Source organism: Micromonospora sp. NPDC048835 (assembly GCF_040649995.1).
GTDB lineage: Bacteria > Actinomycetota > Actinomycetes > Mycobacteriales > Micromonosporaceae > Micromonospora.
Window position 1 is genome coordinate 379,733 of sequence record NZ_JBEZGM010000003.1, and the last position, 16,392, is coordinate 396,124.

Sequence of the window (16,392 nt, forward strand, 5' to 3'; positions counted from 1 at the left end):
TGTCAAGGCAGGATGTCGACTGTTCCGGCATGGTCGGTCCGCCCACGGCCCGACCCGTCGGCCGGGGCCATCCTGTACAGAGTGGGAGGGCCGGTGAGCGTGGCGACACTGTTGACCCCCGCCACGTCGGCGGAGCCGGACGATCGACGCGCCGGGCTGGTGGCGCGCGCCGACGAACGGTCCTACGTCCGGGTCCTGGTGGTGCTGGACACCACCGTCCTCATCATCGCGCTGCTGATCGGGTACGTCACCCGTTTCGGTGAGGGGGAACCCACCGGCTCGGAAATTCCGTACGTGCTCGTCGCCCCCGGGTTGGTGCTCGCCTGGCTGATCTCGCTGAAGGCGCTCGGCTGCTACGACGACCGGGTGATCGGCTACGGGGCGGACGAGTACCGCCGGGTCAGCTCCGCCAGCCTGCGCCTGGCCGGGGCGATCGCCATCATCGGCTACATCGCCGACGTCGGCGTCTCCCGGGGCTTCCTGGGCATCTCGTTCGCGGTCGGCACCGTCGGGCTGGAGGTGGCGCGGTTCGCCGCCCGCAAGCGCCTGCACCGGGCCCGCTCGCTCGGCGCGGGCTGGTCCCGCAAGGTGCTGGTGGTCGGCGACACCGCCCACGTGTTGGAGCTGGTCCACACGCTGCGCCGCGAGCCGTACGCCGGCTACCAGGTGGTGGGCGCGTGCATCCCGGACGCGCTGCTCGCGCCGGTGGCGCAGCGGCTCGGCGACGTGCCGGTGGTGGGGTCGTTCCGGGGCATCCCGGAGGCCGCCACCGCGATCGGCGCGGACACGGTCGCGGTGACCGCCTCCGGCGAGCTGACCGCGACCCGGCTGCGTCGTCTCGGCTGGCAGTTGGAGGGGACGGGCGTCGACCTGGTGGTGGCACCCGCGCTCACCGACGTGGCCGGCCCCCGCATCCACACCCGCCCGGTCGCCGGCCTGCCGCTGATCCACGTCGAGGCACCCGAGTTCCGCGGGGCCCGCAAGCTGGTCAAGGGTCTCGTCGACAGGTCCGTCTCGTCGCTGGCGCTGGCGCTGCTGCTGCCACTGATCGCGTTCATCGCCCTGGCCATCAAACTGGACAGCCGGGGCCCGGTGCTGTTCCGCCAGGTCCGGGTCGGCCGGGGCGGGCAGGAGTTCGGTGTGTTCAAGTTCCGCACCATGGTGGTCAACGCGGACGCGCTGCTCGCCGAGCTGACCGCGCGGAACGAGACCGACGGTCTGATGTTCAAGATGCGCCGGGACCCCCGGGTGACCCGCGTCGGTCGGCTGCTGCGCAAGTGGTCCCTCGACGAGCTGCCGCAGCTGGTGAACGTCCTGCTGGGGCAGATGAGCCTGGTCGGGCCGCGTCCGCCGCTGCCGTCGGAGGTGGCCCGCTACGACGGCGACGTGGCCCGGCGGCTGCTGGTGAAGCCCGGGATGACCGGCCTGTGGCAGGTCAGTGGCCGCTCCGACCTGAGCTGGGAGGACGGCATCCGGCTCGACCTCTACTACGTGGAGAACTGGTCCCTCGCCGCCGACCTCACCATTCTGTGGAAGACCGTCGGCGCGGTGCTGAACGGCCGCGGCGCGTACTGACCACCGGTCAGGCGTGCGGGCCGGTCCAGTCCAGGCAGACGACCACCGCGTCGTCGATCAGGTCACCGTTCACGAACGCGCGCAGGTCACCGATCAGCGACCGGACGGCGTCCAGGGGTGCCATCGGCCCGGTCCGCCGCAGGAACCGGTCCAGTGCCGTCTCGCCGTAGCGCATGTGCTGGCCGGTGGCCTCCACCACTCCGTCACTGACTACGAAGACCCGGTCGCCGAGCATCAAGGGGAACTTCTGCTCGTGGTAGTCGGTCGCCTCGAACATGCCCAGCGGGAACTGCGCCTCCAACGGCTGCGCGGTGATCTCCCCGTCGCGGAGCAGGACCAGCCGGGGCGACCCGGCGTCCACCACCGTCATCATCCCGGAGCGCAGGTCCAGCTCCATCAGCAACGCGGAGAGGTGCTGCTCGCCCCGGTACAGGTCGTAGATGGCCTGGTCGGCGAGGGCGGCCTGGTCGCCGAGGCTCAACCCGGCCCGGCGCGCGTTGCGCAGCGCATGGGTGCCCAGCGAGGTGAGCAGGGAGGCGGCCACGCCCTCACCGGTGCCGTTGATCGTGGACAGCCAGAGTCGTTCCCCGTCGTCGGACCAGTCGAAGCTGTCGCCGCGCACCGCGTACGCCGGCTCCAACTGCCCGGCCAGGCTGAACGAGGGACGGATCCGGCTCCGGCCGGGGAGCAGGTCCCACTGCATCTCGGCGGCCAGGGTGAGGCGCTGGCTGCGCCGGGCCGCCCGATAGACGTCGGTGCCGGCGGAGACCGCCGCCACCTCGTGGGCGAGCGCGGTGGCGATCTCGGCCAGCGCGGCGACGACCTCCCGGTCGTCCGTCACGGGTGACAGGCACAGCACCCCGCGGCGCTCGCCACGCATGGTGACCGGGAACCAGGCGGCGCCGTCGGCAAGTACCGGCGACTGGTGGTCGAAGGCGCGCCAGGCCGGGTGCCCGGGGCTCGTGATCGATTCACCCTCGTCGAGTGGCAGCAGCTCCGCGAGCCGGTAGTCGACCTGATAGAGCTCGGCGTCGGTGATGCCGTACGAACTGGCGAGCACCTCCCGGATTCCACCGACGAGCCGGTCCGCTGGCGTCTCGTTCAGGGCACGTCGTGCCTGATTGACCGGTTCGCTCATCGTCGCTCCTCGCTGAAAGCTCGACTACCAGTGCCTTCGGAGTAGTCTCGGGCCACCATGGCCGAACTGAACGGTCCGACGGACCCTGAGACGAGTATGGCTGCCGCGCTGGACGCGGCGGCCGCCGCCCTGCTGGGCATCTGGGAGTCCGCCCGGGAGGGGACCTCCAACCGGGTCTCCGGTGCCCAGTTACGGGCGGTGATGGTGGTGGAGCAGTCCGACGGCATCAACCTGCGTCGGCTCGCCTCCCGGCTCGACATGCTGCTCAGCTCCGCCAGCCGCCTCTGCGACCGGCTGGTGGCCGCCGGCATGCTCGAGCGCGAGCCGGGCCGCTTCGACCGGCGGGAGATCTCGCTGCACCTCACTCCGGAGGCCCGCCGGCTCCTCGCCGAGCTGCGGGCCGACCGCCAGGCCCAGCTCGCCGCCGTGCTTGCCGACATGAGCCGCGAGGGCCGCGACGCGCTGCTGCGCGGTATGCGGGAGTTCGACGAGACCGCCCGCCGCCAGCAGGTGCCGGGAGAGTCGCCGCCGCACGAGTCGACTGGCCAGGGGGACTGGCCGAACGACCCGGACCGGCCCGGTGGCCGACCGAGGGACTGGTCGGCCGATCCGGTTCAGCCGCCCCGCTCGGCCTGGACCGGCCCGTCGGGCGGTCCGGAACGGTCGGTCGGCAGCTCCCGGGAGTGGCCGGCCGGCGACCCGCCGGTCGCGCGTACCGCCTGACCGAGCCGGCCGGGTCGGTCAGGCCGGCGCCGACGCGCTGACCGCGAGCATCGCGATGTCGTCGGGGGCCTGCCCGTCGAGCCAGTCGTCCACCGCCCGGAGCACCCGGTCGACGAGAGCCGCCGGCGGTTGCCCGGCCGCCGCGACGAGCGCGGCTCGCAGCCGGGCCTCGCCGAACATCGCCGGGTCGCGCGGCCCGCGCGCCTCGGTCACCCCATCGGTGTACGCGAGCAGGAGGTCGCCCGGATCGAGGTGCACCCGGGTCTCGGTGAATCGTGCGGCCGCAAGTGCCCCCACCGGCATGCCACCCACCGGAACCGCGGTGACCGTGCCGTCGGCGGTGACAAGCAGTGGTGCCGGATGCCCGCCGCCGGCTATCCGGACGGACAGCCCCGCCGGCTCCCGGTCCAGAGAACCGAGCAGCAGGGTGGTCAACTGGCTGCGCCGCGCCGCGTCCGGCGCGTCGAACAGCGCCTGGTTGAGCAGGTGGATCAGCTCCAGTGGCCGTTGCTCGACGAGCCGAAGCGTCTGCAACGACTGGCGGACCCGGCCGGTCAGCACCGCCGCACCCACCCCCTTGCCGCACACGTCGCCGAGCGCGAACAGGGCGCCACGCGAGTGCGGGAAGACCTCGTAGAAGTCACCGCCGATGCGCAGGGTGTCGCCCGCCGCCCGGTAACCGCCGGCCATGGTCACGCCGGGTACGACGGGCAGCTCGGGCGGGAGCAGGCTGTTATATAGCACCCGGGCCAGGTGGGCCTGCTCACCGTGCAGGTCGGCGGTGGCGAGCGCGGCTCCCGCGCGGGCGGCGAACTCCCGGGCCAGCTCCGCGTCGCGCCTGTCGAAACCGACCCGCCCGGGTCGACGGACGAGCAGCAGCGCGCCGGCCGACCCGCCGGCACTGAGCAGCGGGTTGACCAGCACCGTGCCGACGGGGCCGAACCCCGGTGGCAGCAGGTCGGCCAGGTCGGCGTGCGGGGTGTCCGGCACCGGACCCGAGTCCGCGTGCGGGGTGTCCGGCACCGGGCCTGACTCGGCGCTTCCGCCGGTGAACGCTTCGGCCAGCCCGGGCACGGTACCGGGCAGGGTGGGGCTGGCCAGCCCGCTGACCGGGGCCGACTCGCCGTCCGCGTACCGGATCCATCTGACGTGCGGTTCGGCAGGTGGGGTCGGTCGGGGTAGTGCCACGGCGACGTCGGCCAGGTAGGGGACGGCGAGCGTGGTCGTCGCCTGGAGGACCTCGTCCCGGTGCAGGGTCAGCGCCAGCCGACTGCCGGCCCGGGCGAGGAACGCGGTGCGGGAGCGTTCGGCGAGTAGGGCGTCGGCGCGAGCGTGCTCCTCGGTGACGTCACGGACATACCACGCCCAGCGGGACCCGGTGAGCTGCCGCCGGACACCGCGCAGTCGCCGCCCGTGGTGGTCGGCGTCGAAGCGGTCGGACCCCTCGGCGACAGCCCGGGCCAGCGCGGCAACCGGGCAGCGGGTCAGCTCGGTGCCGGCGGTGACCTCCGGGATCAGCTCGGCGGCCATGGCGTTGACCAGGGTGACCCGGCCGTGGTCGTCAGTCGTCAACACGGCCCCGGCGAGCCCGTCGAGCAACTCGCGGGCCAACCGCTCATCGGCCGGCAGCGAGGTGCCGCCGGGTTGCCGGGTCGTGGTCACCGCCGGACGCCCGCACGCGTCTGACGACGTGTCCGCATGCTGCTACTCGCCTCCTCACCGGGGATCGTTGCCTGCCAGCAAGAATACCGATCCTCCCCGACAGAGGCCCACGGCGCGGGGCGGCGATCAGCCGGCGCGGGCCAGCCAGCCGGCGGGCTGGGCGATGATCCGGCGGGCCACCGATCCGGCGGCGCCTACCGCGGCGGCCTCGGCGCCGAGCGTCGACGGCCGGACCGTGACCGGTGACCAGGCCGCGGTGAGCACCCGGGCGTCGATCTCGCTGAGCACCGGAGGGCACAGCCAGGTCGCCAGCGCCGCGTAGCCGCCGCCGAGCACCACGGTGTCCAGGTCGAGCAGGTTGACGACACCTGCCACCGCGACACCGAGCGCGGTGCCGGCCTCGTGCAGCGCCCGCAGGGCGGCGGCGTCGCCGGCCTCGGCCAACTCGGCCAGCCGGGCCGTCGCGGTGTCGGCCGGAAGCTCCGCCCGGGCCAGCCCGGCGGCGGTGACGATCGCCTCCTGGCCGGCGTACTGCTCCAGGCAGCCCTGCCCGCCGCAGCGGCAGGGTCGCCCCTCGGGGTGGACGGGGAGGTGCCCGATCTCGCCGCTCCACCCGCGTACGCCCCGGAACAGGGCCCCGTCGAGCACGATGCCGGCGCCGATGCCCACCTCTCCGGAGATGTGCAGGAAGCTGGCCGGGCCGGGTGGCCGCGCGTGCAACTCACCGAGCGCGGCCAGGTTCGCTTCGTTGTCGACCACCAACGCCGGGACGCCGGGCACCTGCTCGACAAGCGGTGGGTGTTCGGCGAGCAGCGCGGGCACCGGCACATCGGACCAGCCGAGGTTCGGGGCCAGCCGGACCAACCCGTCGTCGTCCACCAGGCCGGGCACCGCGAGCGCGGCCCCGACCAGGGTGAGGCCCTGGTCGGCGGCATCCTCCCGGGCCGCTTCGGCCAGCTCGACCAGCCGGGCCAGGGCGTCGGCGGGGGCCACCGGACGCAGGTCGGCCCGGTGCACCGTGCGGTGCCGGACCTGCCCGGCGAGGTCCACCACGCAGACCGCCAGATAGTCGACGTTGACCTCCAGGCCGAGCCCGGCCGGCCCCTGATCCGCCAGGACCAGCCCACGGGCCGGGCGACCGGCGCCGGAGCGGGGCGCGGGGTCGGACTCACTTACCAACTGGCCGGCGAGCAGATCCTCGACCACGGCGGAAACGGTGGCTCTGGTCAGGCCGGTGGCGGTGGCCAGGTCGGCCCGGGACGGGGGTCGCTCGGCCGCGGCGATGCGGCCGAGCACCAGGGCGAGGTTGAGCTCGCGGAGGCTGCCCTGACGGACCGCGCCGGCCGGGGCGTGGGTGAGGCTCACCCCTTGACACTGCCATAGGGTGGGCAAATAATTCAATCGCTGAACAAATACCTGACAACACCACCCCGGAGGTCGCTCATGGCACCCCGTCCCACCCCCGCCGACAAGTTCTCCTTCGGCCTCTGGACCGTGGGCTGGCAGGCCCGCGACCCGTTCGGTGACGCCACCCGCCCCGAGCTGGACGCGGTCGAGGCGGTGCACCGGCTCGCCGAGCTGGGCGCGTACGGCATCACCTTCCACGACGACGACCTGATCCCGTTCGGCGCCGACGCGGCCACCCGGGACCAGCACATCGCCCGGTTCCGCAAGGCCCTCGACGAGACCGGCCTGGTGGTGCCCATGGTCACCACCAACCTCTTCACCCACCCGATCTTCAAGGACGGCGGCTTCACCAGCAACGACCGCGACGTCCGCCGCTTCGCCCTGCGCAAGGTGCTGCGTCAGGTCGACCTGGCCGCCGAGCTGGGCGCGAGCACCTTCGTCATGTGGGGTGGCCGCGAGGGCTCCGAGTACGACCTCGCCAAGGACGTCCAGGCCGCCCTGGACCGCTACCGCGAGGCCGTCAACCTGCTCACCCAGTACTCCATCGACAAGGGCTACAACCTGCGGTTCGCGCTGGAGCCCAAGCCCAACGAGCCGCGCGGCGACATCCTGCTGCCCACCATCGGCCACGCGCTCGGCTTCATCTCGCAGTTGCAGCACCCGGAGCTTGTCGGCCTCAACCCGGAGGTCGGCCACGAGCAGATGGCCGGGCTCAACTACGCCCACGGCATCGCCCAGGCGCTCTGGCAGGGCAAGCTGTTCCACCTGGACCTCAACGGCCAGCGCGGCATCAAGTACGACCAGGACCTGGTCTTCGGCCACGGCGACCTGATGAACGCGTTCGCCCTGGTGGACCTCCTGGAGAACGGCGGCCCCGACGGCGGGCCGACCTACGACGGGCCGCGGCACTTCGACTACAAGCCGTCCCGCACCGAGGACATGGACGGGGTGTGGGCCTCGGCGGCGGCCAACATGAGCACGTACCTGCTGCTCAAGGAGCGTGCCGCGGCGTTCCGCGCCGACCCCGAGGTGGTCGAGGCGCTGGCCGCCAGCAAGGTCGGCGAGCTGAGCACGCCGACGCTCGGCGAGGGCGAGGGGTACGAGGAGTTCCTGGCCGACCGGTCCGCGTTCGAGGACGTCGACGTGGACGCGGTGGCCGCTCGCGGCTTCGCCTTCGTCCGGCTCAACCAGCTCGCCGTCGAGCACCTGCTCGGCGCCCGCTGAGGCCGCCGCCATGCCGTTCGTCGCAGGCGTCGACTCGTCCACCCAGTCCTGCAAGGTGGTGATCCGGGACGCGGAGACCGGCGTCCTGCTCCGGCAGGGTCGGGCCCCGCACCCCGACGGCACGGAGGTCGACCCGGAAGCCTGGTGGCAGGCGCTGCGCAGCGCCGTCGACCAGGCCGGTGGGTTGGCCGACGTGGCGGCGATCTCGGTCGCCGGCCAGCAGCACGGCATGGTGTGCCTCGACGAGGACGGCCGGGTGGTCCGCCCGGCGCTGCTGTGGAACGACACCCGATCCGCCGACGCCGCCGCCGACCTCGTTGAGGAGGCCGGCGGCGGCGCGGCCGGGAGTCGGTTCTGGGCCGAGGCCACCGGCAGCGTTCCGGTGGCCAGCTTCACCCTCACCAAGCTGCGCTGGCTGGCCACCCACGAGCCGGAGCGGGCAGCCCAGGTGGCGGCCGTCTGCCTGCCGCACGACTGGCTGACCTGGCGGTTGGCCGGAGCACCGGGGCTGGACGCGCTGCGTACCGACCGGGGTGATGCCAGTGGCACCAGCTACTGGTCGCCGGCCACCGGGCAATACCGGCTGGACCTGCTGGAGCGGGGCTTTGGCCGGCGGCTGGTGCTGCCCGAGGTGCTCGGCCCGGCGGATTCGGCGGGCAAGCTGTCGGACGTCCTGGGTGGGCCGGGCGGGGCCCTGCTCGGCGCCGGTACCGGGGACAACGCCGCCGCCGCGCTCGGTGTCGGCGCCGGGCCCGGTGACGTGATCGTCTCGATCGGCACCTCCGGCACCGTGTTCAGCGTCGCCGACGTGCCTGCCGCTGACGAGAGCGGTGCGGTGGCGGGCTTCGCCGACGCGTCCGGTCGCTTCCTGCCGCTTGTCGCCACGCTCAACGCGGCCCGGGTGCTGGACGCCGCCGCGGCGATGCTCGGCGTCGACCTGGACAAGCTGGCCGAGCTGGCGCTCTCCGCGCCGGCCGGGGCGGACGGGCTGGTCATGGTGCCTTACCTGGAGGGTGAGCGGACGCCGAACCGACCGCTGGCCACCGGTGCGGTGCACGGCCTGACCCTGCGTACGTCGACCCCCGCCCACCTGGCGCGGGCCGCCGTGGAGGGCATGCTCTGCGCGCTCGCCGACGGGCTGGACGCGCTGACCGCGCAGGGTGCCACCGCCCGCCGGGTCATCCTGATCGGCGGCGGGGCCCGGTCGGCCGCGGTGCGGCAGATCGCCCCGCAGGTCTTCGGCTGCCCGGTCGTCGTCCCGCCGGCCGGGGAGTACGTCGCCGACGGCGCCGCCCGCCAGGCCGCCTGGGTCGCCCTGGGCGGCGACGCGCCGCCGGCCTGGGCGGTCGAGGGCACCGAGGAGTACGCGGCACCTGCCGTCCCCGCCATCCGCGACCAGTACGCCGCGGCTCGCGGGCTGGTGCTCGACCGGCGCTGAGCGTCGGGATCGACGAGGGTGGGTGCCGGTCGACGATGACCGGCACCCACCCGCCTGACGACCGCCCACACGGCGTCTGGTTTGCTGCCGGTCATGACGGTGACCAGTGGCGGGCCCCACCTGCGCCCGCACGGTCGGGGCGGCGGGCGGGCGCACCGGTTGTACAGCGTCGTGGTGTTCGTGCTGCTCGCCTCACTGGACAACGTGGCGATCGGGCTGGTCCCCCCGCTGTACGGCCCGATCTCCGACGCGTTCGACGTGTCCGGGCGGCTGCTCGGCGTGGTCACCGCGGTCAGCTTCCTGGTCAGCGCGGTCGCGGCGGTCGGCTGGGCGTACGTCGGGGACCGGACCAACCGCAAGCCACTGCTGATGGTGGGCACGCTCCTCTGGGCGGCCGGCACCGGCGGTAGCGCGCTCGCCGGCGGCTACCTGACGTTCCTTGCCGCGCAACTGGTCGCGGCGATCGGCCTCGGCGCGGTCGGCTCGGTGGGTTTCTCCGTCGTCACCGACCTGATCTCGCCGACCCGGCGGGGGCTGGTGATGAGCTTCTGGGGGCTTTCCCAGGGGGTCGGGACCCTTGCTGGCACGCTCCTCGGCGGGCTGCTCGGTGCGGCCGACTGGCGGCGTCCGTTCCTGTTGCTGACCGGCGTCGGCCTGGTCGCCACAGTGGCCTACCTGTTCACGTACGACATCCGGCGCGGCGCGAGCGAGCCGGAGCTGGCCGGCAGAATCGACGCCGGTGCCGACTACGACTACCGGATCAGCCGCGCCGACCTGCCGCGCATCCTGGCCCGGCGGACCAACAGGTGGCTGATCCTGCAGGGCCTGACCGCGCAGGCCGCATTCGGGTCGCTGGTCTGGTTGCCGGTGCTCTTCGCCGAACGGGCCGAAGACCAGGGCTACTCGACGTCCACGGCGGTGGTGGTCGGCAGTGTCTTCGCCACCCTGTTCCAGCTCGGTGGGGTGCTGTCCATCGTGGGTGGGCTGATCGGTGACGCGGTGCAACGGCGTACGCCCCGAGGGCGGGCGCTCGTCGCCTCGATCGGCATCCTCGCCGCGCTGCCGTTCTACCTCGTGTTGTTCTTCGTCCCGGTGACAATCGACGTGCCGGACGGCGCGAGCGGCGGCGCGGTGGTAGGCGCGGTGCTGAGCAGCGTGTTCACCGAACCCTCGGTCGGGTTGAGCCTGCTCACCGCAATCGTGGCACTAGCGTTGACCTCGGCCAACTCGCCGAACTGGTTCGCGTTGATCGCCGACGTCAACCCGCCGGAGCACCGCGGCACCGTCTACAGCCTGGGCAATCTGGTCAACGGGGTCGGTCGCGCCGCCGGCAACGGGCTGGTCGGGGTGGCCTTCCAGGCCCTGCGTACGGCGTTCCCACCACCGCTGAACTTCGCCGTCGGGCTGGCCGCGTTCCAGCTCTTCTTCATCCCGACGGGTGTCATGTACTGGCTCGCCTCGCGCAGCTCGCCGACGGACATCGAGAACGTGCACTCCCTGCTGCACACCCGAGCCGACCACCTCTGACAGCCCCACGCCTCCGCGCCTCCACGCGTCTCCGCGCCTGTGCCGCGCGCTCCCGCCGCCCAAGGAATGATGCTCCAACCAAGATCGCGTTCTGCGCCCCGCTCGATCATGGAGTTGTGGTGGGTGGCAAATCAGCTGTTTGGCATCAAGTCAGGCACCACAACTCCATGATCGACGAAGTCGAGCTGAGCTTCGCCGCGATCTTGCACTTTCTGTCCCGACATAAGTTTGCAATCTGCTCATCTCGCCAACAGCAACTGCAAGATCGACGTGGGGCGCCGCGTTCTGGAGAGACCAGCCTGGGGTGTTCGCCGTGCCCTTAGTTCCGCCAGTGACAAGCTTCAAGGCCCGGTCCAACCCAACCCAACCCGGTCCGGTCCGGTCCGGGTCCGGGTCCGGGTCCGGTCGATCATGGAGTTGTGGTGCCCGGTTTGGTGCTTGCCTAGTGTTTTGTCACCCACCACAACTCCTTGATCGACGAAACTGGGCGGGTCGACGAACCTTTGCTGCGCCTGACGCCGCGTCGTCGACGCCTCGAAAGTAGTGCCCTCATGTGGGTGAGCGGAACGCACGGGAGCATCCAACGCGCGTCCTGCGCCGGCGCGGGGCGCGGGGCGAATCGTTTACGACATCAGCTCCATAGCGGCCCGCTCCACGTCGACCGGCCCGCCCGCGAGTACCGCTCGGCGTGACGGGCCGGTCGACTGGACGGGCCGGTTGGCGTGCGGATCAGCCGCGCAGCCAGACGGTCACGTCGGTGGGGACCGTGCCGTCGTCGTCGAGCGGGGCGCTGCTGGTGAGCACCTCGGCACCGGCCGGCACCGGCACCGGGGCGGCCCCGAAGTTGGTCAGCACCGTGAGGTCGCCATTGCGGAAGCTCAGCACCTCGTCGGCGGAGGACAACCATTCCAGGGTGCCGCGACCCAGCCCGTGTGCGCGCCGCAGCCGCAGCGCCGTGCGGTACAGCTCGTACGTCGAACCGGGCACGTCACGCTGGCGGTCCAGCGCGTACTCGGACCAGAGCGCGGGCTGCGGCAGCCAGCTCGCGTCGGTCGGTCCGAAGCCGTACGACGGGGCGTCGGCCTCCCACGGGATCGGCACCCGGCAGCCGTCCCGGCCCCGCTGGGTGTGCCCACTGCGCGCCCAAGTCGGGTCCTGCCGGGCCTCGTCGGGCAGTGTGGTGTGCTCGGGGAGCCCCAGCTCCTCACCCTGGTAGAGGTACGCCGAGCCGGGCAGCGCGAGCATCAGCAGGGTGGCCGCCCGGGCCCGCCGCAGACCGAGTGCGGCGTCCGGCTGCGGGTCGCCGATGCCGATGCCGTTGGGGCGTACGGTGCCGATCGGCAGGCCGAGCCGGGAGGCGTGCCGCACCACGTCGTGGTTGGACAGCACCCAGGTGGTCGGCGCGCCGACCGAGTCGGTCGCCTCCAACGAGCGGGTGATCACCGCGTACTGGGCCGGTGCGGTCCACGCCGCGACAAGGTACTCGAAGTTGAACGCCTGGTGCATCTCGTCCGGGCGGACGTAGCGGGCCAGCCGCTCGGCCGGCTCCACCCAGGCCTCGGCGACGAGCACCCGCTCCCCGGGGTAGCTGTCCAGGACCTGCCGCCATTGCCGGTAGATCTCGTGCACGCCGTCCTGGTCCCACATCGGCGGGCGGGGCTTGTCGCCCTCGTTGCCGGAGAGGATCTCCTGGGGCTCCTGCCAGTCGGCCAGGTCGGCCTGCTTGATGAGGCCGTGCGCCACGTCGACCCGGAAGCCGTCCACCCCGCGGTCCAGCCAGAACCGCAGGACGTCCAGGAACTCCGCGTGCACCTCCGGGTTGTCCCAGTTGAGGTCCGGCTGCCCGGTGTCGAACAGGTGCAGGTACCACTGGCCGGGCTGCCCGTCGGCGTCGACCGTCCGGGTCCAGGCTGGACCACCGAAGACGCTCTGCCAGTCGTTCGGCGGTTGGTCGCCGGCCGGACCACGGCCGTCCCGGAAGATGTACCGGGACCTCTCCGGGCTGCCGGGGGCGGCCGGCAGTGCGGCCTGGAACCAGCGGTGCGCCGAGGAGGTGTGGTTCGGCACCAGGTCGACGATCACCCGCAGGTTGCGCGCCCGGGCTTCGGTGATCAGCTTGTCCGCGTCGGCGAGGGTGCCGAACAGCGGGTCGATGTCCCGGTAGTCGGCCACGTCGTAGCCGGCGTCGGCCTGCGGCGACGGGTAGAAGGGGGAGAGCCACACCGCGTCCACGCCCAGCTCGGCCAGGTGGTCGAGGCGGGCGGTGATGCCGGGCAGGTCACCGATGCCGTCCCCGTCCGAGTCGGCGAACGAACGGGGGTAGATCTGGTAGATGGCGGCCTCGGTCCACCAGCCGGTGGCCGGGTGACCGGAGGAGGTCTGCTGCGTCGGGTCGGTGTTCAGGGTCGTCTCCCGTGGTGCGGTGTGTGGTTTCACTGTTCCCGGGGTGGTGCGGTCGAATCCCGAACCACCAACCGGGTGGGCAGGAGCACCGGTGTGTCGTAACCGGCGCCCCGCTGACTGACGACAGGGCCCGGCGGTCGGGCCCCGAGCGGGTCGAGCAGCATCTGGGCGGCCAGCCGGCCCTGCTCGGCGGCGGGCTGGGCGATGGTGCTGAGCCCGAGCACGCCGGCCAGGTCGTGGTCGTCGATGCCGACCACACTGACGTCCTGCGGCACCCGCAGCCCGACGTCGCGCAGGGCGGTGATCGCGCCCATCGCCATCTCGTCGCAGGCGGCGACGATCGCGGTCGGTGGTTCACCGCGGGCCAGGAGTTCGGAGGTGGCCCGGTTGCCGCCGTCGATGGTGAAGGTGGACTCGATGTCCAGGGTCGGGTCGGGTCGCAGGCCGGCGGAGCGCAGCGCCGCCTGGTAACCCCGGCGTCGGTCGAGGTGGGTGGTGAAGGCCAACTCGTCGTCCGGGTCGCCGGAGATGTGGGCGATCCGGTGGTGGCCGAGGTCGATCAGATGCTTGGTGGCGGCCCGCGCGGCCGCGACGTCGTCGATCCGTACGCACGGCCAGTTGGGCACCCTGCTGCCCGAGCTGATGGTGACCCCGGGCAACTCGAGCGTGGCAAGCGCGGTCAGGTCGGCCGGGCGCAGTGGCGTGGCGACGAGCATCATGGCGTCCACCCGCTTGTGCAGATTGGCCGTACGCAGGACCCGCTGGCGGACCTGCTCCCGGCCACCCAGGTTGTAGAGCAGCAGGTCGTAGCCGCACTGGTAGAGGTACTCCTCGACCGCCTCGACGACGGTGCTGAAGAACCAGCGGGTGATCCGGGGGACCACCACGGCGACCGTGCCGGTCCGGCCGCCGGCGAGCCGGGACGCGCTCGGTGAGACCTCGTAGTCGAGTTGCTCGGCGGCGGCGAGCACCCGACGCCGGGTGGCGGCCGAGACCGTCGGCAGCCCGCGCAGGGCCCGCGAGACGGTGGCCGTGGACACTCCGGCCAGCCGGGCCACATCATCGATCCTCGTCACGGTTTCCCCCGCTCGGTGCCCGGAGCGCCCGCCGCCCGAAGGACCAGGCGGCGGGCGCGCCGGGTCAGCCCTTGACGCTGCCGGCGAGCAGACCTCGCACGAAGAAGCGTTGCAGGGACAGGAAAACAATGAGCGGTACGACGATGCTGACGAACGCACCGGCGGTCAGGCGCTGCCACTCGTTGCCCCGGGTGCCGGCCATCTCGGCGAGCCGGACGGTGAGCGGGGCGGTCTCGTTGCCGCCACCCGCGAAGATCAGCGCCACCAGCAGGTCGTTCCAGACCCAGAGGAACTGGAAGATGCCGAATGCCGCAAGCGCCGGGGTGATCAGCGGCAGCACGATGGTGCGGAAGATCTTCGGGTGGGTGGCCCCGTCGACCCGGGCCGCCTCCATCAGGTCACCCGGCAGTTGCGAGATGAAGTTGTGCAGCAGGAAGACGGCGAACGGAAGCGCGAAGCAGGTGTGTGCGAACCACACCTGCGCGAACTTCTGCTCGTCGACCAGGTCCCAGGCGGGCATCAGGGTGACGCCGCCGAGGGTGACGCCGGTGGAGAAGAACTTCAGCAGCGGCACCAGCGCCATCTGCAACGGCACGATCTGCAACGCGAAGATCGCGATGTAGACCCAGTCCCGGCCGCGGAAGTTGATCCAGGCGAGCGCGTAGGCGGCGAGGCATGCGAAGGCCAGCGGGAAGAGTACCGACGGGATGGTGATCGCCAGCGAGTTGATGAAGGAACCGGCGAGTTGCCCGGAGGACCCCGACCGCCCGAACAGGACCTGCTGGTAGTTCTCGAACGTGAACTGGGGGTTCGTGAAGGCCGTCCACCAGCCGGTGGTCTTGATCTCGTCCTCCGGTCGGAGGGACGAGACGAGCAGGCCGAAGGTCGGGATCGTCCAGACCACCGCGATGACGATCGAGACGAGCGTCGCGGTACGGCTGTTCAACCGCTTGCGGACCCGGCCGGCGGCGGTGGACGGGGTGCCGTCGGTCTTCTGGGCACCGGCGGCGACGGTGGGCGTTGCGGTCGTCATCTCAGCCCTCCCGCTGCTGACGGAGGTTGCGGATCTGGTAGATCACGACCGGGATGACCAGGATGAAGAGGAAGACCGCGAGTGCGGAACCCTGCCCGTTCTGGCCGTACCGGAACGCCTGGTTGTACATCTCGCTGGCGATCACGCTGGTGTCGTAGTTGCCGTTGGTCGAGGTCCGGACGATGTCGAAGACCTTGAGCGTGGCGATGGTGAGTGTCACCACCACGACGATCAGCGCCGGCCGGATGCTCGGCATGGTGATCTGCCAGAACATCTGCCACGGGCTGACGCCGTCGAGTCGGGCGGCTTCGACGATGTCGCCGGGGATCGCCTTGATCGCGGCGGAGAGCACCACCATGGCGAAGCCGGCCTGGATCCAGACCATGATGACGATCAGCAGCAGCGTGTTCAGTGGTGACTCGAGCAGCCACTGCTTCGGTTCACCGCCGAGGCTGACCACGATCTGGTTGAGCAGACCGATCTGGTCGCCGTCACCCCGGTAGGCGTAGACGAACTTCCAGATGATGCTGGCGCCGACGAAGGAGATGGCCATCGGCAGGAAGATCAGTGACTTGGCCACCGCCTCGAACCGGGCCTTGTCCACGAGTACGGCGTAGATCAGGCCGAAGCCGGTCGCCACCAGCGGGACCAGGAGCACCCAGACCAGCGTGTTGATCAGGACCCGGACGATCGAGTCGTCGGAGAACATCCAGCCGTAGTTGCGCAGGCCCACCCAGTTGGTGCTGCTCCCGTCCATCAGGGAGAGCAGCGTGGTGCGGATGGCCGGCACGACCAGGCCGACGACGAGCAGCAGCAGCGTCGGCAGCAGGAAGAAGAACGCGAAGAGCCCTTCCCGCTGCTTGCGTCGGCGGGGCAGCGGGCCCCCACCCACGGAGGCGGCGACGAGCTGGGCCTCCCGCCGACGGGCGAACCAGGCCGGCACCACGTCGAGCAACAGGAGCAGACCGCCCACGACCAGCACGAAGGCGACCAGCCCGTACATCAGCATGAGGAACTTCGGCTGCTGATCGGCGAAGTCGAACTTCATCAACCCTCCCTTCCGGGTCCACCTCGGCCGGTGGCCCGGCCCGCCCACCCGGGCCCGGCCCCCCCCCGGGTCACATAGTGCACCGGGGCTCGATGGCCAGGGGCGCCCGGGCGGGGGCCAGGCCGTTCAGAAAGAGCA

General features: G+C 71.9%; 12 protein-coding genes. 5 read left to right on the plus strand and 7 right to left on the minus strand.

Annotated elements, in window-relative coordinates:
- Nucleotides 1-108: 108 nt before the first annotated feature.
- Nucleotides 109-1,575 (plus strand): sugar transferase, encoded by a 1,467-nt coding sequence (locus tag AB0C15_RS06495; RefSeq protein WP_357349354.1) that lies wholly within the window; start codon nucleotides 109-111, stop codon nucleotides 1,573-1,575.
- A gap of 7 nt (nucleotides 1,576-1,582) precedes the next feature.
- Here the strand turns inward: AB0C15_RS06495 and AB0C15_RS06500 are convergent, their stop codons facing one another.
- Complete coding sequence (locus AB0C15_RS06500) at nucleotides 1,583-2,713, minus strand: PP2C family protein-serine/threonine phosphatase (protein WP_357349292.1); 1,131 nt, start codon at nucleotides 2,711-2,713, stop codon at nucleotides 1,583-1,585.
- 96 nt (nucleotides 2,714-2,809) lie between these two features.
- Between AB0C15_RS06500 and AB0C15_RS06505 the strand changes: the two genes are divergently transcribed.
- Nucleotides 2,810-3,436, plus strand: coding sequence for a MarR family transcriptional regulator (locus AB0C15_RS06505; RefSeq protein WP_357349294.1), 627 nt, complete (start codon nucleotides 2,810-2,812; stop codon nucleotides 3,434-3,436).
- 18 nt (nucleotides 3,437-3,454) lie between these two features.
- Here the strand turns inward: AB0C15_RS06505 and AB0C15_RS06510 are convergent, their stop codons facing one another.
- Nucleotides 3,455-5,098: a SpoIIE family protein phosphatase gene (locus AB0C15_RS06510; RefSeq protein WP_357349296.1), complete on the minus strand. Its 1,644-nt coding sequence runs from the start codon at nucleotides 5,096-5,098 to the stop codon at nucleotides 3,455-3,457.
- Between the two features lie 126 nt (nucleotides 5,099-5,224).
- A complete protein-coding gene (locus AB0C15_RS06515) occupies nucleotides 5,225-6,463 on the minus strand; it encodes an ROK family transcriptional regulator (RefSeq protein ID WP_357349298.1) in 1,239 nt (412 codons plus the stop codon).
- A gap of 78 nt (nucleotides 6,464-6,541) precedes the next feature.
- Between AB0C15_RS06515 and xylA the strand changes: the two genes are divergently transcribed.
- The 3 genes from xylA (at nucleotide 6,542) to AB0C15_RS06530 (ending at nucleotide 10,694) form a co-directional block, all read left to right on the plus strand.
- Nucleotides 6,542-7,729 (plus strand): xylose isomerase, encoded by a 1,188-nt coding sequence (gene xylA / locus AB0C15_RS06520; protein WP_357349299.1) that lies wholly within the window; start codon nucleotides 6,542-6,544, stop codon nucleotides 7,727-7,729.
- 10 nt (nucleotides 7,730-7,739) lie between these two features.
- A complete protein-coding gene (xylB, locus tag AB0C15_RS06525; RefSeq protein WP_357349301.1) occupies nucleotides 7,740-9,167 on the plus strand; it encodes a xylulokinase in 1,428 nt (475 codons plus the stop codon).
- A 93-nt stretch (nucleotides 9,168-9,260) separates the two neighbouring features.
- Nucleotides 9,261-10,694, plus strand: coding sequence for an MFS transporter (locus AB0C15_RS06530; protein ID WP_357349303.1), 1,434 nt, complete (start codon nucleotides 9,261-9,263; stop codon nucleotides 10,692-10,694).
- Nucleotides 10,695-11,423: 729 nt separating this feature from the next.
- On the opposite strand, the gene AB0C15_RS06535 is transcribed toward AB0C15_RS06530, so the two are convergent.
- The 4 genes from AB0C15_RS06535 to AB0C15_RS06550 all read right to left on the minus strand — a co-directional run bounded on the left by AB0C15_RS06535 (nucleotide 11,424) and on the right by AB0C15_RS06550 (nucleotide 16,254).
- Nucleotides 11,424-13,097 carry a glycoside hydrolase family 13 protein gene (locus AB0C15_RS06535; RefSeq protein ID WP_357349356.1) on the minus strand — a complete coding sequence of 558 codons (1,674 nt, stop codon included), beginning with the start codon at nucleotides 13,095-13,097 and terminating at the stop codon, nucleotides 11,424-11,426.
- Between the two features lie 29 nt (nucleotides 13,098-13,126).
- Nucleotides 13,127-14,173 carry a LacI family DNA-binding transcriptional regulator gene (locus tag AB0C15_RS06540; protein WP_357349305.1) on the minus strand — a complete coding sequence of 349 codons (1,047 nt, stop codon included), beginning with the start codon at nucleotides 14,171-14,173 and terminating at the stop codon, nucleotides 13,127-13,129.
- A gap of 64 nt (nucleotides 14,174-14,237) precedes the next feature.
- The gene (locus AB0C15_RS06545) at nucleotides 14,238-15,206 is read right to left on the minus strand and encodes a carbohydrate ABC transporter permease (protein ID WP_357349307.1); all 969 of its coding nucleotides are present in this window, start codon (nucleotides 15,204-15,206) and stop codon (nucleotides 14,238-14,240) included.
- Between the two features lies 1 nt (nucleotide 15,207).
- Nucleotides 15,208-16,254, minus strand: coding sequence for a sugar ABC transporter permease (locus tag AB0C15_RS06550; RefSeq protein WP_357349309.1), 1,047 nt, complete (start codon nucleotides 16,252-16,254; stop codon nucleotides 15,208-15,210).
- Nucleotides 16,255-16,392: the final 138 nt, after the last annotated feature.

What these genes read in the sequence shown, in the direction of transcription:
- AB0C15_RS06545 (WP_357349307.1), bottom strand. Translation starts at nt 15,206, where the DNA reads ATGACGACCGCAACGCCCACCGTCGCCGCCGGTGCCCAGAAGACCGAC.
- AB0C15_RS06505 (WP_357349294.1), top strand. Translation starts at nt 2,810, where the DNA reads ATGGCTGCCGCGCTGGACGCGGCGGCCGCCGCCCTGCTGGGCATCTGG.
- AB0C15_RS06530 (WP_357349303.1), top strand. Translation starts at nt 9,261, where the DNA reads ATGACGGTGACCAGTGGCGGGCCCCACCTGCGCCCGCACGGTCGGGGC.
- AB0C15_RS06550 (WP_357349309.1), bottom strand. Translation starts at nt 16,254, where the DNA reads ATGAAGTTCGACTTCGCCGATCAGCAGCCGAAGTTCCTCATGCTGATG.
- AB0C15_RS06500 (WP_357349292.1), bottom strand. Translation starts at nt 2,713, where the DNA reads ATGAGCGAACCGGTCAATCAGGCACGACGTGCCCTGAACGAGACGCCA.
- xylA (WP_357349299.1), top strand. Translation starts at nt 6,542, where the DNA reads ATGGCACCCCGTCCCACCCCCGCCGACAAGTTCTCCTTCGGCCTCTGG.
- xylB (WP_357349301.1), top strand. Translation starts at nt 7,740, where the DNA reads ATGCCGTTCGTCGCAGGCGTCGACTCGTCCACCCAGTCCTGCAAGGTG.